Source organism: Streptomyces acidiscabies (assembly GCF_020010905.1).
Lineage (GTDB): Bacteria > Actinomycetota > Actinomycetes > Streptomycetales > Streptomycetaceae > Streptomyces > Streptomyces acidiscabies.
The window spans coordinates 3,656,238-3,680,247 of the sequence record NZ_JAGJBY010000001.1 but is presented as its reverse complement, the minus strand read 5'-3'; the positions used below and the strand labels follow the sequence as shown (position 1 = coordinate 3,680,247).

Sequence of the window (24,010 nt, the reverse complement as noted above, 5' to 3'; positions counted from 1 at the left end):
GCGCGGCGGTCCGACGGGGAAGCGAGGCACGGGTGGGGAGCACCGGCACCCTGGTGGCCGACACCACGGACCGGCGGCGCGAGCAGCGCGGCTGGTACTTCTACGACTGGGCGTGCTCGGTCTACTCGACGAGCGTCCTCACGGTGTTCCTGGGCCCCTATCTGACGTCGGTCGCGGAGCGGGCCGCCGACGCCGACGGGTACGTCCATCCGCTGGGCGTGCCCGTGCGCGCGGGGTCGTTCTTCGCGTACTCGGTGTCCCTGTCGGTGATCGTGGCCGTGGTCCTGATGCCGCTGGTGGGTGCGGCGGCCGACCGCTCGGGCCGCAAGAAGCCGCTCCTCGGGATCGCGGCGTACACCGGGGCGGCGGCCACGCTGGGGATGTTCTTCCTGGACGGCGACCGCTATCTGCTGGGCGGGCTGCTGCTGATCGTCGCGAACGCCTCCCAGGCCGTGTCGATGATGCTCTACAACGCCTACCTGCCCCAGATCGCCGGCCCCGAGGAGCGCGACGCGGTCTCCTCGCGCGGGTGGGCGTTCGGGTACGCGGCCGGGTCGATCGTCCTGGTCGTCGACCTGGTGCTGTATCTGGCGCACGACTCGTTCGGGGTGTCCGAGTCGACGGCCGTACGGATCTGTCTCGCCTCGGCGGGCCTGTGGTGGGGCGGGTTTACGCTGATCCCCCTGCTGCGGCTGCGCGACCGGCCGTCGGCCCCGCGCGCGGGCGCGTCCGCGCCGGGCCTGAGGCAGTTCGCGGCGACGATCCGCGACATGCGCCGCCACCGGCTGACCCTCGCCTTCCTGCTGGCCTACCTGGTCTACAACGACGGCATCCAGACGGTGATCTCCCAGGCGTCCGTGTACGGCTCCGAGGAGCTGGGCCTGAGCCAGTCCACGCTCATCGTGGCCGTCCTGCTGGTGCAGGTGCTCGCGGTCGCGGGCGCCCTCGGGATGGGCCGCCTCGCCCGGACGTACGGCGCCAAGCGGACGATTCTCGGCTCACTGGTCGCCTGGACGCTCACCCTGGGCGCGGGCTACTTCCTGCCCGCCGGGAAACCCGTCGGCTTCTTCCTGCTGGCCGCCGCCATCGGGATGGTTCTCGGCGGCAGCCAGGCCCTGTCCCGCTCGCTCTTCTCCCACCTGGTGCCGCCCGGGAAGGAGGCCGAGTACTTCTCCGCGTACGAGATGAGCGACCGCGGGATGAGCTGGCTGGGCCCGCTGCTCTTCGGCGTCACCTACCAACTGACCGGTAGCTACCGGGACGCGATCATCTCCCTCGTGGCCTTCTTCGCCATCGGGTTCGTGCTGCTCGCGAGGGTTGCGGTGGGGCGGGCGATCCGCGACGCGGGGAATCCCGTACCCGAGAAGATTTAGCGCTCAGGGCGAAAGGGCGGTAGTGTACGCGTTTGGCCTGCCAGGCGTACCGTTACTGCGCGTCAAAGATGCCGAAACGCTGGGTTCTATCTCTGAACAGATGTGACAAAGCGGGCGCTGGTGGGTATTGCACTGATTGAGAAGGCTGCGGCTACGACGGCGACGCATGACCCGGAACGGGAATCTTTACCGCCGACCGGACGTTGACCGGATGACGACGACAGCGACACCTGTCCTGTGGGCGACAAGCCCGGGAGGCACGATTCATGAGTGAGCGAGCTCTTCGCGGCACGCGCCTCGTGGTGACCAGCTACGAGACGGACCGCGGCATCGACCTGGCCCCGCGCCAGGCCGTGGAGTACGCATGCGAGAAGGGGCATCGCTTCGAGATGCCCTTCTCGGTCGAGGCGGAGATCCCGCCGGAGTGGGAGTGCAAGGTCTGCGGAGCCCAGGCACTCCTCGTGGACGGTGATGGCCCTGAGGAGAAGAAGGCCAAGCCTGCGCGTACGCATTGGGACATGCTGATGGAGCGGCGCACCCGCGAGGAACTCGAAGAGGTTCTTGAGGAGCGGCTGGCTGTACTGCGGTCCGGGGCGATGAACCTTGCGGTGCATCCCCGGGACAGCCGTAAGTCGGCGTAGCTCTGCGAGGGTCGGGCCGACTTTTCAGCGTGCGTCAGTTTCGATGACCGCGGGCGCCGTACGTGAGGTTGCGTACGGCGCCCGCGGTCTTTCGGCTGCCTGTTTCGTCGTGGTGCGTGAGGCTCAGTACGTCAGCGGCGGGCGCTCGTCCCTCGGGGTGTCCGGCTTCGTGCCGTCCTCCCTGATCACCTCGCCCTGGACCACCTTGCCGTCGGGGCGGTGGATGCGGGCCTGCTGGAAGGCGTCGCCCAGGGTGCCGGGGGTGGTCGTGCTCAGTCTGCGGGTCACTGTGCGTTCCGCGTAGGCCGAGAGGGCCTTCTGGACCGGGGGGATCAGCAGGAGGAGGCCCAGGGCGTCGGAGATCAGGCCGGGGAGCATCAGGAAGAGGCCGCCCAGCATCATGAAGCCGTTGCCGCCGCCGGTCTCCGCGGGGGAGCCGCCTCGCTGAAGGGCCTCGTTCAGGGCCCGGAAGGCCCTGCGGCCCGCGCGTTTGATGACCGCGGCGCCCAGGACGATCCCGGCCACCAGCAGCAGGAAGACGACGAAACCGCTCGCCGCCTTCGCCACCACGGTCAGCAGCCAGATCTCCAGCACCAGCCAGGCCGCGATCCCGAGCGGCAGGAACGTCCGCAGGCGGGAGCGTGGGGGCCGGACGGGGGACGTGGGGGTCGATGCGCCAGTCATGCCTCCAGTGTGCCTGGAAGCGGCTCAGAGCGGCATAAGGGCAAGGATCGACCCAAGCCGACCCACCCCCACGGCAGCGGTTACGGCTGCTGCCCCTCCACCCGGCGCGCGGGCGCCGGCTTGCCGCCCTTGCCGGTGATCTTGCCGACCCGCTCCGACGCGCCCCACGCCGTGACCCGCCACAGCGCCTCGACCATGATGTCCCGGCTCATCTTCGAGTCGCCGAGTTCGCGCTCGACGAACGTGATCGGGACCTCGACGACGTGGAACCCGGCCTTCACCGCGCGCCGGGCCAGGTCGACCTGGAAGCAGTAGCCCTGGGAGGCGACCTCGTCGAGGCCGAGCCCTTCGAGGGTCTCGCGGCGGAAGGCGCGGTAGCCGCCGGTGATGTCGCGCAGCGAGAGGTCGAGCGCGAGGCGGGAGTAGAAGCTGCCGCCGCGGGAGATGAACTCGCGGGACTTCGGCCAGTTCACCACCCGGCCGCCGGGGACCCAGCGGGAGCCGAGGACCAGGTCGGCGCTCTTCAGCGCGGTCAGCAGGCGGGGCAGCTCCTCGGGCTGGTGGGAGCCGTCCGCGTCCATCTCGACCAGGACGCCGTAGCCGTGCTCCATGCCCCAGCGGAAGCCCGCGAGGTAGGCGGCGCCGAGGCCCTCCTTGCCCTTGCGGTGCATCACGTGCACGTGATCGTCCTCGGCCACCAGCTCGTCCGCGAGCTTTCCGGTGCCGTCGGGGCTGTTGTCGTCCGCCACGAGGATGTGGGCCTCGGGGACCGACTCGCGGACCCGGCCGACGATGCGCTTGATGTTCTCCGCCTCGTTGTAGGTCGGAATGATCACCAAGGTCTCGCCCAGCGGGCCGAACCGCTTGCCGCGGTCCTGTGCCGAGGTCCCGTCGCCGTCGTTCACCGCTACCCCTTCAAGTCGTACGCAGGGGACCACCATAGTGGCCGCTGTCTGCGGCGACATGCCGGATCATGCATACAGTGGTGTCGAATCCCCAAGAGTGGGGTAAGACTGCACGCCCGCTCGCCCCGCTCCCCGACTTCGCGGTGTACGCGGGGGATGCGCGAGGTTAACTCTGCGGGTGGAGGCCCGGCGCCCTTCGGGCCGACCAGGGGCCCGCTGGCTGCGGGTCGACCGAAAGCCGTTGTCTACTGAACGCCGGGCCCCACCCGGGTCGCACCTCCCCGTTCGGCGGAACGTTCCGTCGCCGCTGTGCGAGCGCTGGGCCTGGCTCCCAGTGGCGGTGCCCTCGGCAGTGCACCGTCCCTGACCCAGTGGCGCCGCGGCGAGTCCCGGAGGTTCTCCGAAGGGGCGTCCGGCAGTGGACTCGGCCGAACCTACCGGTCCCCCGCCGCCCACTGTCAACACCCGCTCGACCTGCGCTTCTCTCCTCAACGCGCTGGTCAGAGGGGAGATGGCCACCATGGGGCGAGCCCGCGCAGACGGGTGATCTTGGGGCGGGGAGGGGGGCGGGGTCACCCGGGCGGGCGCACAGCCGTACGGAGCCCCCTCACCTCTCGAACACCGTCCGGCCCCCGACCACCGTCCGCAGGCAGACCGGCAGGTCCCGGCCCGGGGTCAGGTCCGGGAGGCCCGGGGTTCCCGAGCGGGGGTCCGTCGACCAGCGGGCCACGCGGTCGTCGGGGGCCTGGACGATCAGTTCGTCGGTCTGCCAGACGGCGTAGTCGGCGGGGGCGCCCGGGACGAGGGTGCCCGCGTCGTCGCGGCCCGTGGCTCGCCAGCCGCCCCGCGTGTGGGCGGTGAAGGCGGCGCGGACGGAGACGCGGTGGGCGGGGGTGTGGTGGAAGGCCGCGGCGCGGACGGTGCCCCAGGGGTCGAGGGGGGTGACCGGGGAGTCGGAGCCGAAGGCCAGGGGGACGCCGGCGCGCAGGAGCGCGGCGAAGGGGTTGAGGCTGCGGGCCCGCTCGGCGCCCAGGCGGTGCGCGTACATGCCGTCCTCGCCTCCCCACAGGGCGTCGAAGGCGGGCTGGACGGACGCCGTCAGGCCCAGCTCCGCGAACGCGGTGATCGTGTCCGGCGTGAGCATCTCCGCGTGCTCGACCCGGTGCCGGGCGGCGCGGACGCGCGCGAGGCCGACCTTCTCGGCGGCCGTGCGGAACCCCTCGACGACGGCGGTGACGGCGGCGTCGCCGATCGCGTGGAAGCCCGCCTGGAGCCCCGCCTCGGTGCAGGCGACGACGTGCGCGGCGACGGCGCCCGTGTCCAGGTAGGCGAGGCCGGTGCCGGTGTCGTCGGCGTACGGCTGGTGCAGGCAGGCCGTGTGGGAGCCGAGGGCGCCGTCGACGAAGAGGTCACCGGCCGCGCCGATCGCGCCGAGTTCGCGGGCCTTGGCGACGTCCTGCTCGGCCCAGTAGCCGACGACACGGGGCCCGGCGAACTCCCCGGCGAGTTTCAGCAGGCCCGTGAAGTCGTCCTCGGAGGAGATCTCGGGGCCGGCGCACTCGTGGACGGAGCCGATGCCGAGGGACGCCGCGTGCGCGAGGGCGGCGCGCTGGGCCTCGGTGCGCCGGTCCGGCGTCACGGCCGCGAACGCCGCCGCGCGGACCGCGTGGTGCGCGTCGGCGGTGAGGGGGCCCTCGGGGCGGCCCAGGGTCGTGAGGTCGAGGAGCGCGGTCGTGGCGACGGCCGAGTGGACGTCGATGCGGGACAGGTACAGGGGCCGTCCGCCGGTCGCCTCGTCCAGCTCCGTACGCGTGGGCGGGCGTCCGTCGGGCCAGCGGGAGGCGTCCCAGCCGTGTCCGAGGAGGACCTTGTCGGTGGGGCGGGCCTCGGCGAACGCGCGTACGCGTGCGAGGGCATCGGCCAGGGAGGGGGCGTCGGAGAGGTCCAGGCCGGTCAGGGCAAGGCCGGTGGAGGTGGTGTGCACGTGGGCGTCGGTGAACGCGGGGGTGACGAGCCCGCCGTCCAGGTCGACCACCTCGTCGACCCCGTCCGCGAACGCGTCCGCCGCGCCCTCCGAGCCGACCCAGGCGACCTGCCCGCGTTCGACGACCATCGCGGTCGCGAACGGGTCGGCGGGGCTGTGGACCTCTCCTCGGCGGAGCAGGACGGTCTGGGGGTCGGGGGTGCGCTCACTCATGGGGACAGTGTCCCGCCCGGCACTGACAGCGCGGCACGCAGGGGGCGGGCCGAAGAGCCGTAGCCCGTACGACGATCAGATCGTCCGCCGTACTGGTGCGCCCTCAGATCCGCGGCGGCCGGGCCTCGTACGGCGTCGACAGCACCACCGTCGTCCGCGTCGACACCCCCGCGAGCGCCCGCAGCCTGCCGAGCAGTTCCTCCAGCTCGTGCGGCGTGGCCACCCGGACCTTCAGGATGTAGTTCTCGTCCCCCGCGACGCTGTGGCACGCCTCTATCTCGGGCACGCCGGAGAGCCGGTCGGCGATGTCGTCGGGGGCGCTGGGGTCGAAGGGTTTGACCGAGATGAAGGCGGTCATGGGCAGCCCGACGGCCTCGGGGTCGACGACGGCCGCGTACCCGCGGATCACGCCCCGCTGCTCAAGCCGCCGCACCCGCTGGTGCACGGCAGACGTGGACAGGCCCGTGGCCTTGCCCAGGTCGGTGTAGCTCATCCGCCCGTCCTTGACGAGCAGCTGCACGATCTGTCGGTCCAGCTCCTCCATGCCGCTGAACCTACAGTGCGCTTGAACTCTTCGTATACCTATACGGCGCAGGTCATAGCCTGTTCGTGATGTACGGGTGGGGCGGCGGGGGCCCCTGGGGCGGTGTCCGGCCGACCTGACATCTCCCGGTGGCATGTGACGAATGCCACACCACTCGAACGCGCTCCGTGATGCCGCCGTGATTACCGCCGAGACGGACTGGGAAGTGCTTGCTGTGGTCGAGGCCGCAGCGCCTGAACGGCCCCAGCCCGAGGGGGAGAATCCCATGCAGAGTGCCAACCGCCCTGGTCGTACCGCGCCCAAGCGGCTCCAGCCCGTCGTCGAGCTCGTTCCGGAGGGTGTCGATCCGGACGAAGACGGTTACGGGGACGACGAGTTCGACGCGTACGACGACGCCGACCTGCTCCGGGTGGTCTGCCCGGACTGCGTGCAGCCGATCGCCCTGCTGGCGGACCAGGAGGTGTTGCCGGAGCACGCGCTGTGCGCCTCGCCGTGGAACCCGTTCGGGCTCACCGTCTGCGCCGGGACCGGCCGCGCGGCGGCGGACGCCCGGTCCGCGGACGAGGTGTTGCAGGAGCGGACGCAGGACATCGCGCCGGTGCTGACGCTCCCCCAGGGGCTCGACTGGCGTACCCAGCCGTTCTCGCACGTCGGTGGGCCCGGTTCGCGTCCGGTGTACCTGGTGCGGCCCGCGCAGGTGTCGGCGACGGTCCGGCGCGCCGCCTGATCTCAACGCGCGTCGCTCTCAAGGGAGTTGACGGTTCGTCGCCGCCCCGGTCGCCGTACCCGGACCGGGGCACCTCACGAACTGACGCCCGACCGGCGCGGCCGTGACCTCCACGCGGCTCGCGGCGTTGCCAAAGTATGACTCCCACATATTCGACACCGGGCCGGCATCGGCAGCGGTTCGCTCCTACGCCCTTCGAGTTCTTACCGGCCGGTGTGGAGTCACCGTCACCGCCGGACCCGCCCATCTACCTCGCGCTGATGCGGACTTGGGCCGACCGGGGGCGGACCCTGCCGGGCCACCACGACCCGGAGTGGAGCAGGCTGGCGGCGCCGCAGGTACGGCCGGGGCAGTTCGGCGGACTGCCGGGGGACGAGTTCCCTGCGGGGCGGTAGGCGAGGGGTGTTCAGCGCGCGGTGGCTTCAACTCCCCGCCCCGCGAGCCCAGTTGCCCCCTCAGTCCTCCCGCCGGGCCTCTTTCGGTGCCGGGCAGGACGGGGCCAGTTCCTCGATCGCGCGGAACACCCCGCCCAGCGTCTTCACGAGCAACCCCCGCATGTCGTCGCGGGACAGGGGACCCTCGCGGTCGATCCAGTCGAGTGCGGCGCCCTCGACGCTGCACACCCAGGACAGCAGCCCCATGCGGGCGATCGGCTCGATGTCGATGCGGCCGTACGCGCCCTCGGCGATGGTCGCGACGATCGCCTCGCGCACCCCGTCCCGGATGCCGTGCACCTCGGCGTCGAAGCCGACTCCGCCGCTGACGATCGTCCGGTAGGCGGCCTGGTTGTGCTCGGCGTAGCGCAGGTAGCTGTCGATCGTGCGGTGGACGCGGTCCACCTGGGGCAGTTCGATGCCGCTGGCGGCGAAGGTGACCAGGTCGGCGACGGAGTCCTGGATGATCGCCAGGTAGTAGCCGCGCTTGGACTGGAAGTAGTAGTAGATCAGCCCCTTGGCGACGTGCGCCTGGCGCGCGATGTCGTCCATCGAGAGCGCGTCGTAGGACGTGTCGGCGAACAACTTCCGCCCGATGGAGATGAGTTCGGCGCGGCGCGCCAACGAGCGTTCGGTGCCGCGGGCCTTGGGACGGGCGGCGTCGCGCTGTGCACTGATGTTCAAGACTCGACCCTGGTCTCGGGCTGTGGCGGGACCACCGCAGTATGTCAGGTCAAGCGTGGGTCAGGTCACACCGGCTAACGCATCCGGCATACCCCACCAGCATGTGTCACAACAGGCCCAGCTGGGTGACCAGCATCGCGACGACCGCGACGAGGACCCAGCCGAGGACGTGCTCGACGACCTTCGGGCCGTCCTCCCGGGGACCTCCGGTGCGGACCTGAGCGGTGGTGGCAGAGTTCGCTGTCATTCGTCCACCTTGACATTGTTCAGGGCATTTGCGGCCGAGAGCTTGCTCACACGGTGACGCCGACCGCCGCGAGGGCCGCACGCTGCCGGCCGTCGGGCCGCGCGGGGAAGTACAGGTAGCAGACGCCCCCGCTGCCGGAGGAGACCTTGCCGTCGGCGGCGTACCGCTTGGTGCGCAGCCAGATGTTCTCCCACTCGCGCCGCCGGTAGACCCGCCGCACGGCCTGATCCGTGGGCGAGGCAGGGTCGTTGGCGATCACGTCACCGTCCGGCGTGAACCCGATCACCGTCATCAGATGCCCCGCCGTCCCGTACCCCGCGCCGGTCAACTCCTCTTTCCTGAACGACTGCGAGGTGATCGCCGGGATGCCGGCCGCGATCAGGGTCTCCAGGTCGGTGAGGGAGGTCAGCCGGGTGACGACGGACTGGAGTCCGGCGTACGTGGCCGCGTAGGCGGCGTTGAAGGGCCAGTTGCCGCAGCCCTCGTACTGGAAGTCGTAGGTGTGGCGGGCGGCGTGGCAGACCTGGGGGTCGGTGAACGACGGGTCCACCCAGGCGAGTTGCTCGGCGGTGGGACGTCCGCCCCAGTACTCGACGATCATCTGCGAGGAGGTGGGGCTGCACCAGGCCTCGCCGCCGCCGTCGTATTGCGGGTACTGGCCCCGGTGGATGTCCTGGGAGTAACGCGGGACGATCAACTCCCTTGCCAGTCCGGGAGTTGAGGCCGGGACGGTGAAGCGGTCGGGTACGTCGGAGCCCATCGCGCCGGCGCGCCAGACCGTCGGGGTGAGGCGGGTGCCCGGCCTGCGGTGGAGGGTCAGGCGCAGGCGGTACGCGGTGAGGCGCGGGCCGCTCGCGGGGTCGTCGATCGCGAGGGTGTCCGTCCAGACGGTGCTGCGGCCGTCCTTCTGGCCGTCGACGGAGGTCCGTCTGATGTCCTGGTCGCCTGAGGCCCAACGGCCCATGACATACCAGGGAGTTGGCGCGCCGTCGGAGTACGTGCAGGTCAGTTCGGTCTGGAGCCAGGTGCCCGGCGGGGTGTCGGCGTTCCAGGAGGCGATCACCTCGGTCGCGGGCACGGCGAACCGGTACGCCGGTGAGGTCCAGGTCGCGTACTCCCAGTCGGCGGTGGTCCCGGTGTGCGGGTCGGTGTACGGCGCCGTACCGGCCGCGTCCCCGATCACGATGCCGGGCCGCGCTCCCCCGGCCACGGCCACCCCGTCCGCGTCCCCCGCGCACCAGTCGCCGTGCGACACCCACCCCCGGAAGTCGACCGTGCGCGGCGAGGGTGGGGAGGCGGCGGCCGTCACGGTCGCGGCGGCGGTGACGACGGCCGCGAGGACGGTCCGGCGGGACGGCTGCTCGGCGTTGCTCATGGGACGGCACCCCCGGGGATTCGGCGGACTGTCCGCCCACTATGACCCCGTGCGTCCGCGGTGTCCGGCACCGACATGGGCGCGACCTAGACTGACCTCCCCCCTACTCCCCTACTCCGTACGACACCCGGGACCCGCCATCCACCAGCTCGCCGCACTCCTGCGCCGCCTCCCGCCCTCCTGCGGGCCGGTCCGGCTGGTCGGCGTGGACGGGCACGCGGGGTCGGGGAAGTCGACGTTCGCGGGGTGGCTGGCCGGGGAGCTGGGCGGAGCGCCGGTGCTGCGGATCGACGACGTCGCGAGCCACGAGGAGCTGTTCGGCTGGACGGAGCGGGTGCTGACGCGGGTCGTCGGGCCGCTGCGCCGGGGGGAGGACGCCTCGTACGCGCCGTACGACTGGCGGGCGCGCGCCTTCGGGCCGCCTCGCGCGTTGCCCGCCGCGCCCGTGGTGCTGATCGAGGGCGTCGGGGCCGGGCGGCGGGCGCTGCGGCCGTATCTCGCGGCGGTGCTGTGGATGGAGCTGGAGCAGGAGCGCGCCTGGGCGCGGGGGCGGGCGCGGGACGGGGTGGAACAGCGGGAGTTCTGGGACGGCTGGGTCGGCGCGGAGCGGGCGCATTTCGCCGAAGACCCCACACGACCTTCCGCGAATCTCCTGGTACGGCAGACATCTCAGGGGTACGAGGTGCTGCCGGGGCCCTCGGGAGCGCTTGGTCCGTACCGGGATGTCACACAGCGTAGCTAAACGCCCATGTTGTGGTGAAACGGTGAAGGGCCTTGCGGAAGAATGCGTCTCACTGCTTCAACTCGGCTTGACCGAGGGGCCGTACAGGACTTACGTTCTCAATGTGCGGCATTCGAAGCCGCCCGAAGACGCGAAGCCCCCGGTTGTTCCCCCGTGATCGGGGGCTTCGTTCTGTCCTCCCCCGGTCCGTGAGCCTCTTCTCCGGCCGTGGAACGGCGCCTTCCGCTCACCCAGGGTCACCGTCCCGGATGCGCCCCATCTGCTCCCACCTCGTCAAACGTCCGGTGCGGCACCCTACGGCCGACCCCTCCCACGCGGGTACGATGCAGGCGGTGCGACCTACCGGCGGATGCTCTCAACTCCGGTCTGATGCACAGCGGTTCGGCTCTGGCAGCCGGCGGGCGACGGCCCACCGGCCATCCGACGGGGGCACGGTTTGTGGGGGACGTGATGGATTTCGGCACCCGGGGCCCCGACGCCCCGGCCGACCTCGCCTGGCTGCGAGGCGTGGACGCCTACACGATGGGCGCCTATCCGCAGGCCGAGGAGGAGTTCCGCACCGCGGTGCGGATCGACCCCGGCATGGCCGACGGCTGGCTCGGGCTGCACGCGCTGCGCGTGGACACCACCACCGCGCTGCTGCGGATGTTCCGGCACCGCGACCGCTTCGGCGAACAGCGCACCCGGCACCGCCGGACCCTCAACTCCTGGTACTGGCTGGGCTGGTGGGTGCAGCCCGTGCTGGAGAGCCCGCGCGATCTACTGCTCGCGCACGCCTCGCACTGGCTCGACGGACGCCATGTCCCCGAACTGGACCGGGCGCTCGCCGGACTGCCGCCCGTCGACACCGACCACCAGGTGCGGTTCCTGCACGCCTGCCGGGCCTATCTGGTCAAGGACTGGGAGCAGTTGACGCGCCACACCGACCCGCTGCTCGACGATCCGCTGCTCGGCATCGAGGCGGGGCTGTTCGGCGGGATGGCCCGCGTCCGGCTCGAAATGTACGGCCAGGCCGAGCCGTTGCTCTCCACCGCGCTCATGCGCTGCCGCAGCGAACAGCCGCAGCGCAAGGAACTCCGGTACTGGCTCGCCCGCGCGCACGAGGGCACCGGGCGCTCCGCCGCCGCGCTCCCCCTCTACCGCGCCGTCCACCGCGTCGACGCCGCGTTCATGGACACGTCCGCGCGGCTCGCCGCGATCTCCGAGGGCGACGGGTACGACGACTCCGCCGACCTCGCCGCGATCACCCTCACCGGGTTCGGGCAGGACAGCGTCGACGCGGCCGACGGGTTCGATCCGCTGTTCGGCACGGAGGGGCGGGACCTGAAGCTCACCGACCCCGGCGAGCTGCCTCCCGTCGTACCGCTGCCGCCCGTCTCCGAACCCGGGGCGCGGGAGAAGTCCGTCGCCTCCACGCTGCCGCCCGGACCCGCCGACCCCGTCTTACTGGAGGAGGCGCTCGCCGAGCTGGAGCGCATGGTCGGGCTCGAACCCGTGAAACGGCAGGTCAAGGCGCTCTCCGCGCAGCTCAACATGGCCCGGCTGCGCGCCGGTCAGGGGCTGCCCGTCCAGCCGCCGAAACGACACTTCGTCTTCTCCGGGCCCTCCGGCACCGGCAAGACCACCGTCGCGCGCATCCTCGGGCGGGTCTTCTACGCGCTCGGGCTCCTCGGCGGGGATCACCTCGTCGAGGCCCAGCGGGCCGACCTCGTCGGGGAGTACCTCGGGCAGACCGCCGTCAAGGCGAACGAACTCATCGACTCCGCGCTGGGGGGTGTCCTCTTCGTCGACGAGGCGTACTCGCTCTCCAACTCCGGGTACGGCAAAGGGGATGCGTACGGGGACGAGGCGCTCCAGGTGCTGCTGAAGCGGGCCGAGGACAACCGGGATCACCTCGTCGTCATCCTCGCGGGGTATCCGGAGGGGATGGACCGGCTCCTCACGGCGAATCCCGGGCTGTCGTCCCGGTTCACTTCTCGCGTCGACTTCCCCTCCTACCGACCGCTCGAACTCACCTCCATCGGGGAGGTGTTGGCGGCGGAGAACGGGGACGTGTGGGACGAGGAGGCCCTCGACGAGCTGCGGTCCATCGCGGGGCATGTGGTGGAGCAGGGGTGGATCGACGAGCTGGGGAACGGGCGGTTCCTGCGGACGCTGTACGAGAAGAGTTGTGCGTACCGGGATCTGCGGTTGTCGATGTATACGGGTCCGCTGTCGCGGGACGATCTGTCGACGTTGCGGTTGGCCGACTTGATGCAGGCGTATGGGGAAGTGTTGTCGGGGAGAGGGCCCCAGGATCCGTCGGCGATGTGACCGTGCCTACCGGGCGGGGAGGTTCCGTCGTCGGGCGGCTGCGGGTGCGCTGTGGCTTGTCGCGCAGTTCCCCGCGCCCCTAAAAAACAGGGCGCGGGTCCCTGTCTGCGTCAGCCTGCCAGCGCCTTCTCCGGCACCTCCCTGTGCGCCGGGTCAGTTACCTCCCCCACCAGCGTCTCCAGTACGTCCTCCAGCGCCACCAAACCCAGCACCTTCCCCGACCCGTCCGCCACCTGGGCCAGGTGCGTTGCTGCTCGGCGCATCACCGTCAAGGCGTCGTCCAGCGGGAGTTCCGAGCGCAAGGTCGTCATCGGGCGCCAGAGGTGTTGGGGGACCGCCGCTCGTTCCGAGTCCTCCAGGTCCAGGACGTCCTTCACGTGCAGGTAGCCCATGAAGGCGCCGTTCTCCGCGGCTATCGGGAAGCGGGAGTACCCCGTACGGGCCGTCAGGGCGACGATCTCGCCCGGGGTGACCGCCGGGGTCACCGTCACCAGTGCCTCGCGTTTCAGCAGGACGTCCGTGATCGGGCGGGAGCCCAACTCCAGGGCGTCTTCGAGGCGTTCACGCTCCTCGGGGCCGAGGAGGCCCGCCTGGCCGGAGTCCTCCAGGAGGCGGTTGAGCTGCTCGCTGGTGACGACCGCCTCGACCTCGTCCTTGGGCTCGACGTGGAAGAGGCGCAGGATGCCCTGGGCGACCGCGCCGAGGGCGATGGTGATCGGCTTGCAGAAGCGGGCGAACCACACCAGGCCGGGGCTCAGCCAGAGCGCCGCCTTCTCGGGGGCGGCCATCGCGAGGTTCTTCGGGACCATCTCGCCGATGACGAGGTGGAAGAAGACGACCGCCGCGAGGGCGATGACGTACCCGAGGGGGTGGATCATGCCGTGCGGGAGGTGGACCCACTCGAAGACCGGCTCCAGGAGCTGCGCGACGGTCGGTTCGGCGACCGCGCCCAGGGTCAGCGAGCACATCGTGATCCCGAACTGGGCCGCAGCCATCATCTGGGGCAGCCGCTCAAGCCCGTACAGCACCTGGCGGGCCCGCGCCGTGCCCAGCGGTTCGATCTGGGAGCGGCGTACGGAGACGAGCGCGAACTCGGCGCCGACGAAGAAGCCGTTGGCCAGCACGAGGAGCGCGGCGAAGAGGAGTTGCAGGAGGCTCATCGCGCGACCTCCACGACGACGCCCGTCCGCACCACGCGCACCCGCTCGGCCCGGTAGTGGCCCACGCGGCGTACCGACAGGCGCCAGCCGGGGAGTTCGGTGCGGTCGCCGACGGCGGGGATACGGCCGAGGAGGTCGGCGACGAGGCCGGCGACCGTCTCGTACGGCCCCTCGGGGACCGTGAGCCCTATGCGCTGGAGCGTGTCGACGCGGCAGCTGCCGTCGACGTCCCACGCGGGCCGTCCGTCCTCCGGCGGGGCGGCGGCGAGTTCGGGCGTGTCCTGCCCGTCGTGCTCGTCGCGGACCTCGCCGACGATCTCCTCGACGATGTCCTCCAGGGTGACCACCCCGGCGGTGCCGCCGTACTCGTCGACGACGACGGCGATGGGCTGCTCGCGGCGCAGCCGGCCCAGCAGGGGCTGGACGGGGAGGGTCTCGGGGACCAGCAGGGCCGGGCGGGCGATACGGCTCGCCGGGGTGCGCAGCCGGTCGTGGACCGGGACTGCGAGGGCGTCCTTCAGATGGACCATGCCGACGATCTCGTCGATCTTCTCGCGGTAGACGGGGAAGCGGGACAGGCCGGTCGCGCGGGTCAGGTTGACGACGTCCTCGGCGGTGGCCGACGCCTGGAGGGCGCTGACCTTCACGCGGGGTGTCATCACGTGCTGCGCGGTCAGCTCGGCCAGGGACAGGGTACGGACGAACAGGTCGGCCGTGTCCTGCTCCAGGGCGCCCGCCTGCGCGGAGTGCCGGGCCAGGGAGACGAGTTCACCGGGGGTACGGGCCGAGGCCAGCTCGTCGGTGGGCTCGACGCCCAGCGCCCGTACGAGGCGGTTGGCGACGGTGTTGAGGGCGGCGATCACCGGGCGGAAGAGCCGGGAGAACGCGTGCTGCGGTCCGGCGACGAACCGGGCGACCTGGAGCGGCTTGGAGACCGCCCAGTTCTTCGGCACGAGTTCGCCGATGACCATCTGGATCGCGGAGGCCAGGAGCATGCCCACGACGACGGCGACGCCGGAGACGGCGCCTTCGGGCACACCGATCGCTGCGAGCGGGCCGTCGAGAAGCTGCGCGAGGGCCGGTTCGGCGAGCATGCCGACGACGAGGGACGTGATGGTGATGCCGAGCTGGGTGCCGGAGAGCTGGAAGGAGAGTTCCTTCAGCGACTCCACGACCGTACGGGCGCGTTTGTCGCCCTCGGCGGCGGCCTTCTCGGCGTCCGGACGCTCCACGGTGACGAGTCCGAACTCCGCGGCCACGAAGAAGCCGTTGGCCAGGATCAGGACGAACGCAGCCGCCAGGAGCAGCAGGGGGGTGGTCATGATGCCGCCGCCTCCGGGGGGAGGGGGAAGGGGGCGGCGCAGGTACTACAGGACGATCCGTCCATTGCCGGAGGGAGTCACTCCTCGGATAGCAGGTGTCCCCCTGTCCACCGGGGCACGGTACGACAGGGGCGGAGACGCGAGGGATGTGTCTCCGCCACCAGATTAATCAAGACAGGGGCCTCAGCGGCAGGCCCGGCGACCCGGATGTCGCCCTAGGAGTTCTCGGGGTCCCGGATCGAGCGGGCCTCGGACAGTGCGCGCAGGGCGCTCGCGTCGGTGATGGCCTGCTTCTTGTCGAAGCCCGGCTGGATGCCGAGCGCGGGCAGGCTGGTGCCGTCGCTGAGGTTCAGGAACACCCACGGGTCGCCCGGCCGGAGGTTGACCTGGAGGATCTCGGCCCAGTCCAGGCGCCGCCTCGACACGATGTTGACGACGGTGACCCCGGCCTCGTCGGCGACGACGCGGACCCGGGAGAGCATCGCGAGGACCCAGAAGACGAGGCCGCCCGTGACGATGAAGCTGAGCCGCTCCCCCGGGCCGAGCTGTTCGAGCAGCAGGGCCACGGCGGAGATGGTGAGGAAGATCATCACACCGGACCCGAGCAGTACCGCGCGGGTTCGGCCGGGCCGGAAGGTGACGGGCAGATCAGGCATCGTGCGGTCCCTCAGAGCCGGCAGGCGTGGATGGCCGTCGTGAGGATCGCGCGCGCGCCGATGTCGTACAGGTCGTCCATGATGCGCTGCGCCTCCTTGGTGGGGACCATCGCGCGGACGGCGACCCAGCCCTCGTTGTGCAGCGGGGAGACGGTCGGGGACTCAAGGCCCGGCGTGAGCGCGACGGCCTTCTCCAGCTGCTCGACGCGGCAGTCGTAGTCCATCATCACGTACGTCCGGGCGACCAAAACGCCCTGGAGGCGGCGCAGGAACTGCTGGACCTTCAGCTCAGCAGCGTCCTCGGTGTCGGCGCCGCTCCGGCGGATCACGACCGCCTCGGACTTCATGATCGGCTCGCCGAAGACCTCAAGTCCCGCGTTCCGCAGGGACGTTCCGGTCTCCACGACGTCGGCGATGACCTCGGCGACGCCCAGCTCGATCGCCGTCTCCACGGCGCCGTCGAGGTGGACGACGGAGGCGTCGATGCCGTTGTCGGCGAGGTACTTGGCGACGATCCCCTCGTACGAGGTGGCGACCGTCTTGCCGTTCAGGTCCGCCACGGACGTCGCCGTACCGGGCTTGGCGGCGAAGCGGAACGTGGAGCGGGCGAAGCCGAGCGGGAGGATGACCTCCGCGTTCGCGCCGGAGTCGACGAGGAGGTCCTCGCCGGTGAGGCCGATGTCGAGGCGGCCGGAGGAGACGTAGATCGCGATGTCGCGGGGGCGGAGGTAGAACAGCTCCACCTCGTTGACCGGGTCGACGACCCGCAGCTCCTTGGACTCGCGGCGCTGCTGGTAGCCGGCCTCATGCAGCATGTCCGCCGCAGGGCCGGAGAGGGAACCCTTGTTGGGGACGGCGATGCGCAGCATGAGGTCGGCTTCCTTTGCTCGGGTGGGTGGTGGGGTGACGCGGTTTACAGGTGGCTGTAGACGTCGTCCAGCGAAATTCCGCGGGCGACCATCATCACCTGGACGTGGTACAGGAGTTGCGAGATCTCCTCGGCCGCCGCGTCCTTGCTCTCGTACTCGGCGGCCATCCAGACCTCGGCGGCCTCCTCGACGACCTTCTTGCCGATGGCGTGAACGCCCTTCTCGACGAGTTCGGCGGTGCGGGAGGTGGCGGGGTCGCCGGTGGCGGCCTTCTGCTGGAGCTCGGTGAACAGCTCCTCGAACGTCTTCTTGGACATGGTGAGGTCACTCTAGCCCGAGGCTCTTTCGGGTCAGTGCCACGGTTCGGATACTGAACGCAGGACGGCCGCCGTCGCGAGCGCCGCGGTCACCGCCTCGTGGCCCTTGTCCTCGTTCGAGCCCGCGATCCCGGCGCGGTCCAGGGCCTGGTCCTCGGTGTCGCAGGTGAGGAGGCCGAAGCCGACCGGGACGCCGGTCTCCACGGAGACCTGGGCGAGGCCCTGGGTGACGCCCTGGCAGACGTACTCGAAGTGGGGGGTGCCGCCGCGGATGACGACGCCGAGCGCCACGATCGCGTCGTAGCCGCGGCCCGCGAGGACCTTCGCTGCGACCGGCAGCTCCCAGCTGCCCGGGACCCGGATCAGGGTCGGCTCGTCGATGCCCAGGTCGTGCAGGGCGCGCAGAGCGCCGTCCACCAGGCCGTCCATCACCTTCTCGTGCCACTGCGCCGCGACGACGGCGACCCTCAGGTCACCCGCGTTGCGTACGGACAGTTCCGGTGCGCCCTTGCCGCTCACTTCTCTCCTCCGGTCGCTTTCTGGTCGCCGCCGGCCGCTTCCAGCCAGGGCAGGTCGTGTCCCATCCGGTCCCGCTTCGCGCGCAGGTACCGGATGTTGTGCTCGCCGGCCTGCACGGGGGCCGGTTCCCGGCCGCTCACGGTCAGGCCGTACCGGGCGAGCGCGGCGGTCTTCTCGGGGTTGTTGGTCATCAGGCGTACGGTGCGGACGCCGAGGTCGGTGAGGATGCGGGCGCCGGCGCCGTAGTCCCGGGCGTCGGCCGGGAGGCCGAGTTCCAGGTTGGCGTCCAGGGTGTCGTGGCCCTGTTCCTGGAGTTCGTACGCCCGCAGTTTGGGGAGCAGGCCGATCCCGCGTCCCTCGTGTCCGCGCAGGTACACGACGACCCCTCGGCCCTCTTCCTGGACGCGCTTCAGCGAGGCGTCCAGCTGAGGGCCGCAGTCGCAGCGCCGCGAACCGAAGACGTCACCGGTGAGGCACTCCGAGTGGAGGCGGACCAGTACGTCCTGGCCGTCACCGATCTCGCCGTGCACGAGGGCGATGTGCTCGATGCCGTCGGCGGCTCGGTAGCCGTAGGCGGTGAAGGTGCCGTGGGGGGTGGGGAGGGGGGTCTCGGCCTCGCGGTGGACGAGGGGGGTCTTCTCCGGGGCGGGTGTGAGGGTGTTCAGCTCGCTGAAGCCGACGCTCGTGAGGCCGGTGGTCTCGGCGAGTTCCCTGGCCCTGCGGTACTCGACCAGATCCTCGATGGAGATGATCGTCAGGCCGTGCTTACGGGCGAACGGGATCAGCTCGGGCAGCCGCAGCATCCGGCCGTCCTCCCCGGCGATCTCGACGATCGCCCCGGCCGGCCGCAGCCCCGCGAGGCGGGCGAGATCGACGGCGGCTTCGGTGTGCCCGTTGCGGACGAGGACGCCGCCGGGGCGGGCGCGGAGGGGGAAGACGTGGCCGGGACGGACGAAGTCGTCGGCCTGAACCTGGCCACTCTCCTGAGAGTCGCCTGTGCCCTGCGCCAGCAGCCGGAGGGTGGTGGCGCGGTCGGAGGCGGAGATGCCGGTGGTCACGCCGTGCGCGGCGGAGGCGTCCACGGAGACCGTGAACGCGGTCTTCATCTGCTCGGTGTTGTCCTCGACCATCTGCGGGAGCTTGAGCCGGTCCAGGTCCGGTCCCTCCATCGGCGCGCAGATCAGTCCCCGGCACTCGCTCATCATGAACGCGACGATCTCGGGGGTGATCTTCTCGGCGGCGACGACGAGGTCGCCCTCGTTCTCGCGGTTCTCGTCGTCGACGACCACGATGGGGCGCCCAGCGGCGATGTCCGCGATGGCCTGGGCGACCGGGTCGAGGGTGAGGTCGTCCGTGTCGGTGTCGTAGAGGACGGTTGCCGTGCTCATGCGGGGACTCCTTCCAGCGCGGTCCGGCGTGAGCGCAGCCACCAGTCGCGCATGCCCCACAGGACGAGGGCGCCGTAGATGACGTAGACGAAGCCGGAGAAGGCGTAGCCGTTGGCGAAGTTGAGGGGGACGCCGACGGCGTCGACCAGGAGCCAGGCGAACCAGAACTCGACCATGCCCTTGGCCTGCGCGTACATGGCGACGAGCGTGCCGACGAAGATGTACGCGTCGGGCCAGGGGTCCCAGGAGAGGCTCGGGTTGGCCTTGAAGATCAGGGCGACGGCGACCGTGCCCGCCGCACCGGCCACGATCATCGCGCCGCGTTCGTTCCAGGAGGCGAAGCGGGGGACGATGCGTCCCTGGGCCCGGTTGCGGCTCCACTGCCACCAGCCGTACGCGGCGACCGCCATGACGACGACCTGCTTGCCGGCGCTGCCCGCGAGGTGCCCGTAGAAGGCGCTGAACAGGATGAGGCCGGAGGCGAACTGGACCGGCCAGGTCAGCAGGTGGCGGCGCCAGCCCAGCGCGAGGGCGACGAGGCCGAGGATATTGCCGATCATGTCCGACCAGATGATGTGCTGGTCGAACAGGACGAACGCCTCGGAGTTGAGCCCGTTCACTTCTCAGCTCCCGGAACCCGGTCGCCCATCAGGCGCTCGACGTACTTCGCGACGACGTCCACTTCGAGGTTGACCGGCTCGCCGGGCTGCTTGCGCCCGAGCGTGGTCAGGTCGAGGGTCGTCGGGATGAGGCTGACGGTGAAGTAGTCCGAGGCGGCTTCGACGACCGTGAGGCTGATGCCGTCGACCGTGATCGAGCCCTTCTCGACGACGTACCGCGAGAGCTCGGCGGGCAGCGAGACCTTGACGATCTCCCAGTTCTCGGACGGCGTACGGGCCAGGACCTGGCCGGTGCCGTCGACGTGGCCCTGCACGATGTGCCCGCCGAGGCGTGCGCCGAGGGCCATCGGGCGTTCCAGGTTGACGCGGGAGCCGACGGTGAGCGCGCCGAGGCTGGAGCGGTCGAGGGTCTCGGCCATCACGTCGGCGGTGAACTCGTCGCCCTCGTGCTCGACGACGGTGAGACAGACCCCGTTCACGGCGATGGAGTCGCCGTGCTTCGCGCCGTCGGTGACGACAGGGCCGCGCAGCCTGAACCGGGACGCGTCGTCGAGGGTCTCGACGGCGGTGACCTCACCCAGCTCTTCAACGATTCCGGTGAACACTTCCCGGGTCCTCCTGCCACGATCGGGCACGGACTCCGGGGCCTGTCGAGAGACGACAGAGAACACGGGCGCAAGCACACAGGGGGACGCCGGACACACGTACGCACTCGTCCTCGGACGAGCGCACGTACGGCGGCGCACCAGAGGTGCGTAAACCCGCCGCGCACTGCCTCCCATCCGGACTTTAACCGTCGGTCCAGGAATTCCACCTGGTCAACCGATCACTGGAAGCGATCGGGTCGCGGACTGTAACCGCCGGTTCGGACTTTCACCGACCCCGGAGTGCGCTGCTTTAGGTACACGGTCAGTGTGCCACGGCGGACCGTCGTCCATACGGGTGAAGCGTGTGGGGTGGCTCACAGGAAGCATTCCGGCACTCTGGGTATGGAACGCCCTGTCGAAGGAGTTGATGCATGTCCACGATTCTGGTGACCGGCGGGACCGGAACCCTGGGGCGGCCCGTCGTCGAGCGGCTGCGGGCGGGGGGTCACGAGGTGCGGGTGCTGAGCCGACGCGGGCCCGGGTACGCCGTCGATCTGTCCGTCGGCGGGTCCGGACTGCGTACGGCGCTGTCGGACGTCGACACGGTCGTGCACTGCGCGAGTTCGCCGCGCGGGGGTGACGAGAAGGCCGCGCGGAATCTGATCGGGGCCGTGCGCGAGGCGGGGGTGGGGCATCTGGTGTTCATCTCGATCGTGGGGGTGGACCGGGTGCCGCTGGGCTACTACCGGTCCAAGCTCGCCGTCGAACGCCTGGTGGAGGAGTCGGGGGTGGGCTGGACGGTCCTGCGGGCGACCCAGTTCCACGACCTCGTCGCCCAGGTGCTGGGCACGCTCGCCAAGTCCCCCGTGCTGCCGGTCCCCGCCGGGGTGAGCGATCAGCCCGTCGAGGTGACCGAAGTCGCCGAGCGGCTCGCCGAGTTGGCACTGGGCGAGCCGCAGGGGCGGGTTCCGGACATGGGCGGACCCGAGGTACGGACGTTCGACTCGCTCGCCCGGTCGTACCTCAAGGCGCGGGGCAGGAGGCGCCGACTGGTCCGGGTCCCGCTGTGGGGCGCGGCGTACGGGGCGTTCCGCGCGGGCGGGCATCTGACGCCGGGGAACGCGGTGGGGAGGCGGACGTTCGAGGAGTACTTGTCGGGCAAGTAGAGCCCCGGCCCTACGACGCCCCGAACAACTCGTCCTGCGCGGCTTCCCGAGCGGTCAACAGGGCCCCGCGCAACACGGCCCCGCCCCCCAACGCACTGGCCCTGACCTCGGTGACCAACGGCGCCATCCGCCTGATCCGAGCCTCGACCTTGCCGGCGAGGAGACCCCCTCCGGCCTGCCCGACCTCGCCACCGAGGACGACGCATCCAGGGTCGAGGACGGCTACGACGGAGGCGACACCGAGGGCGATGCGGTCGGCTAGGGCGTCCAGGAAGAGGGCGGCGGGTTCGGGAACGGGGATGCCGGCCGGGCTGGTGGCCTCGTCGCCGGGGGCGTCGGCGGCTTCGGGCGCCGCCACCGCCTCGACCGCCCCCCGAACCACCCCCGCAGCCCCCTCCCCCACCACCCCGAACTCCCCCGCCAACCGCTCGACAGCCCACCCCCCGGCCACGGAATGGAACCCGCCCTCGCAGTCCGTCGCCGACGGCAAGCCCACCCCCGGCACCGGCAGGAACCCGATCTCGCCGGTACCACCCGAAGCTCCCCGCCGCAGCGCCCCGTCCAGCACCACCGCCGCCCCCACCCCCTGCCCCAGCCACAGCAGCACGAACGTGTCCCGGTCCCGCGCCGCCCCCTCCCCCCGTTCCGCCAGAGCCGCGAGGTTCGTCTCGTTCTCGACGAGTACGTGAGCTGCGGGGAAACGTTCCTGGAGTACCGCCGTCAGGCGCCGGTGCCACATGGGGAGCCCGTTGGAGTCGCGGAGGTCCCCGGTGGACGGCTCGATCAGGCCCGGCGCCCCGATGCACACCGTGTGGAGCGTGTCGGCGCCCGCCTCCTTCGCGGCCCGCTCGACCAGCGTCACCGCCTGATCGAGGGCGAGGTCCGTCGCGAGATCCCCGGCGATGGGGACGGCAGCCTCCGCGAGCACCCGCCCCACCAGGTCGGAGACGATGACGGCGACCCCGTCGGTACGCACATCGAGCGCGGCCAGCGAAGCCCGGCCCGCGACAATCCCGTACAACTTCGCGTTGGGCCCCCGCCGATGCGCCCCGGACTCACCGACGACCTCGATCAGGCCAGCGGCGGTGAGGCGTTCCGCGAGGTCCGCGACCGTCGGCCGGGAGAGCCCCGTGAGCTGCTTCAACTGCCCTGCCGTCAGCGGACCTTCGCGCTGGAGCAGGCGCAGGGCGAGCCGGTCGTTGATGGCTCGGGCCGTGCTCGGTGATGCGGGCATGGCGGGATCCTCCCATGGCCGGGACCGCCCCGAACCGTAAGCGCCCTCTATTTATCAGGAAGGGTCCCTGATAGTTTGCGGCGCGACACGAGGCGGCTCGACAGATGGGGTGGGCATGGGGACGGACGTACGCCGGGGCCGGTACGCCATCTCGGCGGTGTTCGCCGTGCACGGCGGGGTGACGGGGTCGTTCGCGACCCGCATCCCGTGGATCCAGGACCACGCGGGCCTCGGCGCGGGCCAGCTCGGCTTCGCGCTGGCGTTCACCGCGTTCGGCGCGGCCTGCGCGATGCCGCTGGCGGGCTGGATCACACACCACCTGGGCACGCGTACGGCGCTGCGGACACTGCTCGCGCTGTGGACGCTCTCCCTGGTCCTGCCGTCCCTCGCCCCGAACCTGCTGACCCTGTGCCTCGCGATGTTCGCGTACGGCGCGGCCTCGGGCATGGCGGACGTCGCGATGAACGCGATGGGCGTGGAGATCGAGCACCGGCTCGGCCGGTCGATCATGTCGGGCCTGCACGGCATGTGGAGCGTGGGCACGCTGATCGGCTCGGGCGCGGGCACGCTCGCCGCACACCTCGGCGCGGACGCCCGTATCCACCACGCGATGGCGGCGGGGATCCTGACGGCGCTGGGCCTGACCGCCTGCCACTGGGTCCTGGACCTGCGCCCGACGCAGGGCGAGGAGGCACCGCCCCGCTTCACCCTGCCGCCGCGCTCGGCGCTGCTGATCGGCGCGGTCGGCTTCTGCGCGGTGTTCGCGGAGGGCGCCAGCATGGACTGGTCGGCGGTGTACCTGGAGGACCGGCTGACGGCGTCGGCGGGGCTCGCGGCGGCCTGCACGACCGGTTTCATGCTGACGATGGCGATCGCGAGGCTGGCCGGGGACGCGGTGGTCGACCGCTTCGGGGTCGTACGGACCGTGCGCGCCGGCGGGGGTCTCGCCGTTGCGGGCGGCGCGCTGGTCGTCGTGGCCGGTCATCCGGCCGTGGCGATGGCGGGGTTCGGCCTGATGGGGTTCGGCATCGCCGTCGTCATACCGCTGTGCTTCGCGGCGGCGGGACGCTCGGGCCCGAACCCGAGCCAGGCCATCGCGGGGGTCGCGACGATCACGTACACGTCCGGCCTGATCGCGCCGAGCCTGATCGGCGGGGTGGCGCACGCGACCAGCCTGACGGTGTCGTTCGGGGTCGTCACGGCTCTGTCGTGCGGGCTGCTGCTCTTCGCGGGCGTCCTGCGGGGCGCGGAACGTGTGAAGGCCGGCTCCGAGGCCGCAGCGGTGCCGGACCCGCGTCCCTGACGG

The 24,010-nt window shown here is 71.3% G+C and carries 25 protein-coding genes and 1 riboswitch; of the genes, 8 read left to right on the top strand and 17 right to left on the bottom strand.

Features of this window, described 5'->3' with window-relative positions; translation table 11 throughout:
- The first annotated feature begins 32 nt into the window (after positions 1-32).
- Positions 33-1,373, top strand: coding sequence for an MFS transporter (locus tag J8M50_RS17110; protein WP_010357983.1), 1,341 nt, complete (start codon positions 33-35; stop codon positions 1,371-1,373).
- A gap of 266 nt (positions 1,374-1,639) precedes the next feature.
- Positions 1,640-2,014, top strand: coding sequence for an RNA polymerase-binding protein RbpA (locus tag J8M50_RS17105; RefSeq protein WP_010357981.1), 375 nt, complete (start codon positions 1,640-1,642; stop codon positions 2,012-2,014).
- 123 nt (positions 2,015-2,137) lie between these two features.
- On the opposite strand, the gene fxsA is transcribed toward J8M50_RS17105, so the two are convergent.
- The 4 genes from fxsA to J8M50_RS17085 form a co-directional block, all read right to left on the bottom strand.
- Entirely contained in the window at positions 2,138-2,698 is a 561-nt protein-coding gene (fxsA, locus tag J8M50_RS17100; protein ID WP_010357980.1) for an FxsA family membrane protein, read from the bottom strand.
- Between the two features lie 80 nt (positions 2,699-2,778).
- The gene (locus J8M50_RS17095; RefSeq protein WP_010357979.1) at positions 2,779-3,603 is read right to left on the bottom strand and encodes a polyprenol monophosphomannose synthase; all 825 of its coding nucleotides are present in this window, start codon (positions 3,601-3,603) and stop codon (positions 2,779-2,781) included.
- Between the two features lie 607 nt (positions 3,604-4,210).
- Positions 4,211-5,800, bottom strand: coding sequence for an amidohydrolase (locus J8M50_RS17090; RefSeq protein ID WP_010357978.1), 1,590 nt, complete (start codon positions 5,798-5,800; stop codon positions 4,211-4,213).
- Between the two features lie 103 nt (positions 5,801-5,903).
- The gene (locus J8M50_RS17085; RefSeq protein ID WP_010357977.1) at positions 5,904-6,344 is read right to left on the bottom strand and encodes an Lrp/AsnC family transcriptional regulator; all 441 of its coding nucleotides are present in this window, start codon (positions 6,342-6,344) and stop codon (positions 5,904-5,906) included.
- Positions 6,345-6,609: 265 nt separating this feature from the next.
- Here J8M50_RS17085 and J8M50_RS17080 point away from each other — a divergent pair, with 265 nt between their 5' ends.
- Positions 6,610-7,071: a hypothetical protein gene (locus J8M50_RS17080; RefSeq protein ID WP_010357975.1), complete on the top strand. Its 462-nt coding sequence runs from the start codon at positions 6,610-6,612 to the stop codon at positions 7,069-7,071.
- 215 nt (positions 7,072-7,286) lie between these two features.
- Complete coding sequence (locus J8M50_RS17075; RefSeq protein ID WP_075661823.1) at positions 7,287-7,466, top strand: hypothetical protein; 180 nt, start codon at positions 7,287-7,289, stop codon at positions 7,464-7,466.
- A 60-nt stretch (positions 7,467-7,526) separates the two neighbouring features.
- Here the strand turns inward: J8M50_RS17075 and J8M50_RS17070 are convergent, their stop codons facing one another.
- The 3 genes from J8M50_RS17070 to J8M50_RS17060 all read right to left on the bottom strand — a co-directional run bounded on the left by J8M50_RS17070 (position 7,527) and on the right by J8M50_RS17060 (position 9,811).
- Positions 7,527-8,189 carry a TetR/AcrR family transcriptional regulator gene (locus J8M50_RS17070; protein ID WP_010357974.1) on the bottom strand — a complete coding sequence of 221 codons (663 nt, stop codon included), beginning with the start codon at positions 8,187-8,189 and terminating at the stop codon, positions 7,527-7,529.
- Between the two features lie 106 nt (positions 8,190-8,295).
- Entirely contained in the window at positions 8,296-8,436 is a 141-nt protein-coding gene (locus J8M50_RS17065; RefSeq protein ID WP_010357973.1) for an SCO1431 family membrane protein, read from the bottom strand.
- Positions 8,437-8,482: 46 nt separating this feature from the next.
- Positions 8,483-9,811 carry a C39 family peptidase gene (locus J8M50_RS17060; RefSeq protein WP_010357972.1) on the bottom strand — a complete coding sequence of 443 codons (1,329 nt, stop codon included), beginning with the start codon at positions 9,809-9,811 and terminating at the stop codon, positions 8,483-8,485.
- Positions 9,812-9,950: 139 nt separating this feature from the next.
- Here J8M50_RS17060 and J8M50_RS17055 point away from each other — a divergent pair, with 139 nt between their 5' ends.
- On the top strand, positions 9,951-10,553 hold the full coding sequence (locus tag J8M50_RS17055; RefSeq protein WP_050987361.1) for a uridine kinase family protein: 603 nt from the start codon (positions 9,951-9,953) through the stop codon (positions 10,551-10,553).
- 450 nt (positions 10,554-11,003) lie between these two features.
- Complete coding sequence (locus J8M50_RS17050) at positions 11,004-12,866, top strand: AAA family ATPase (protein WP_010357970.1); 1,863 nt, start codon at positions 11,004-11,006, stop codon at positions 12,864-12,866.
- A 110-nt stretch (positions 12,867-12,976) separates the two neighbouring features.
- On the opposite strand, the gene J8M50_RS17045 is transcribed toward J8M50_RS17050, so the two are convergent.
- From J8M50_RS17045 to J8M50_RS17005, 9 genes are all read right to left on the bottom strand, one after another.
- Entirely contained in the window at positions 12,977-14,026 is a 1,050-nt protein-coding gene (locus J8M50_RS17045; protein ID WP_010357969.1) for a hemolysin family protein, read from the bottom strand.
- Positions 14,023-15,348 (bottom strand): hemolysin family protein, encoded by a 1,326-nt coding sequence (locus J8M50_RS17040; protein ID WP_010357968.1) that lies wholly within the window; start codon positions 15,346-15,348, stop codon positions 14,023-14,025. Before J8M50_RS17040 ends, J8M50_RS17045 begins: the two co-directional genes overlap by 4 nt.
- A gap of 215 nt (positions 15,349-15,563) precedes the next feature.
- Positions 15,564-16,004 (bottom strand): PH domain-containing protein, encoded by a 441-nt coding sequence (locus J8M50_RS17035; RefSeq protein WP_010357967.1) that lies wholly within the window; start codon positions 16,002-16,004, stop codon positions 15,564-15,566.
- A gap of 11 nt (positions 16,005-16,015) precedes the next feature.
- Entirely contained in the window at positions 16,016-16,873 is an 858-nt protein-coding gene (hisG, locus tag J8M50_RS17030) for an ATP phosphoribosyltransferase (protein ID WP_010357965.1), read from the bottom strand.
- 44 nt (positions 16,874-16,917) lie between these two features.
- Positions 16,918-17,190 (bottom strand): phosphoribosyl-ATP diphosphatase, encoded by a 273-nt coding sequence (locus J8M50_RS17025; protein WP_010357964.1) that lies wholly within the window; start codon positions 17,188-17,190, stop codon positions 16,918-16,920.
- Positions 17,191-17,223: 33 nt separating this feature from the next.
- Positions 17,224-17,709, bottom strand: coding sequence for a 6,7-dimethyl-8-ribityllumazine synthase (ribH, locus tag J8M50_RS17020; RefSeq protein ID WP_010357963.1), 486 nt, complete (start codon positions 17,707-17,709; stop codon positions 17,224-17,226).
- Positions 17,706-19,097, bottom strand: a complete 1,392-nt coding sequence (locus J8M50_RS17015) for a bifunctional 3,4-dihydroxy-2-butanone-4-phosphate synthase/GTP cyclohydrolase II (RefSeq protein WP_010357962.1) — start codon at positions 19,095-19,097, stop codon at positions 17,706-17,708. Before J8M50_RS17015 ends, ribH begins: the two co-directional genes overlap by 4 nt.
- The gene (locus J8M50_RS17010) at positions 19,094-19,717 is read right to left on the bottom strand and encodes a nicotinamide mononucleotide transporter family protein (protein ID WP_010357961.1); all 624 of its coding nucleotides are present in this window, start codon (positions 19,715-19,717) and stop codon (positions 19,094-19,096) included. The genes J8M50_RS17015 and J8M50_RS17010 overlap by 4 nt, the downstream gene beginning before the upstream one ends.
- Entirely contained in the window at positions 19,714-20,322 is a 609-nt protein-coding gene (locus tag J8M50_RS17005) for a riboflavin synthase (RefSeq protein ID WP_010357959.1), read from the bottom strand. The genes J8M50_RS17010 and J8M50_RS17005 overlap by 4 nt, the downstream gene beginning before the upstream one ends.
- Before the next feature lie 159 nt (positions 20,323-20,481).
- A riboswitch (FMN riboswitch) is annotated at positions 20,482-20,612 on the bottom strand.
- A gap of 123 nt (positions 20,613-20,735) precedes the next feature.
- Here J8M50_RS17005 and J8M50_RS17000 point away from each other — a divergent pair.
- Positions 20,736-21,470, top strand: a complete 735-nt coding sequence (locus J8M50_RS17000; RefSeq protein WP_010357957.1) for an SDR family oxidoreductase — start codon at positions 20,736-20,738, stop codon at positions 21,468-21,470.
- Between the two features lie 10 nt (positions 21,471-21,480).
- Here J8M50_RS17000 and J8M50_RS16995 read toward each other — a convergent pair whose 3' ends face one another.
- Entirely contained in the window at positions 21,481-22,704 is a 1,224-nt protein-coding gene (locus tag J8M50_RS16995; protein WP_010357956.1) for an ROK family transcriptional regulator, read from the bottom strand.
- A gap of 115 nt (positions 22,705-22,819) precedes the next feature.
- On the opposite strand from J8M50_RS16995, the gene J8M50_RS16990 reads away from it, so the two are divergent.
- Positions 22,820-24,007, top strand: coding sequence for an MFS transporter (locus J8M50_RS16990; protein WP_010357955.1), 1,188 nt, complete (start codon positions 22,820-22,822; stop codon positions 24,005-24,007).
- Positions 24,008-24,010 lie beyond the last annotated feature (3 nt).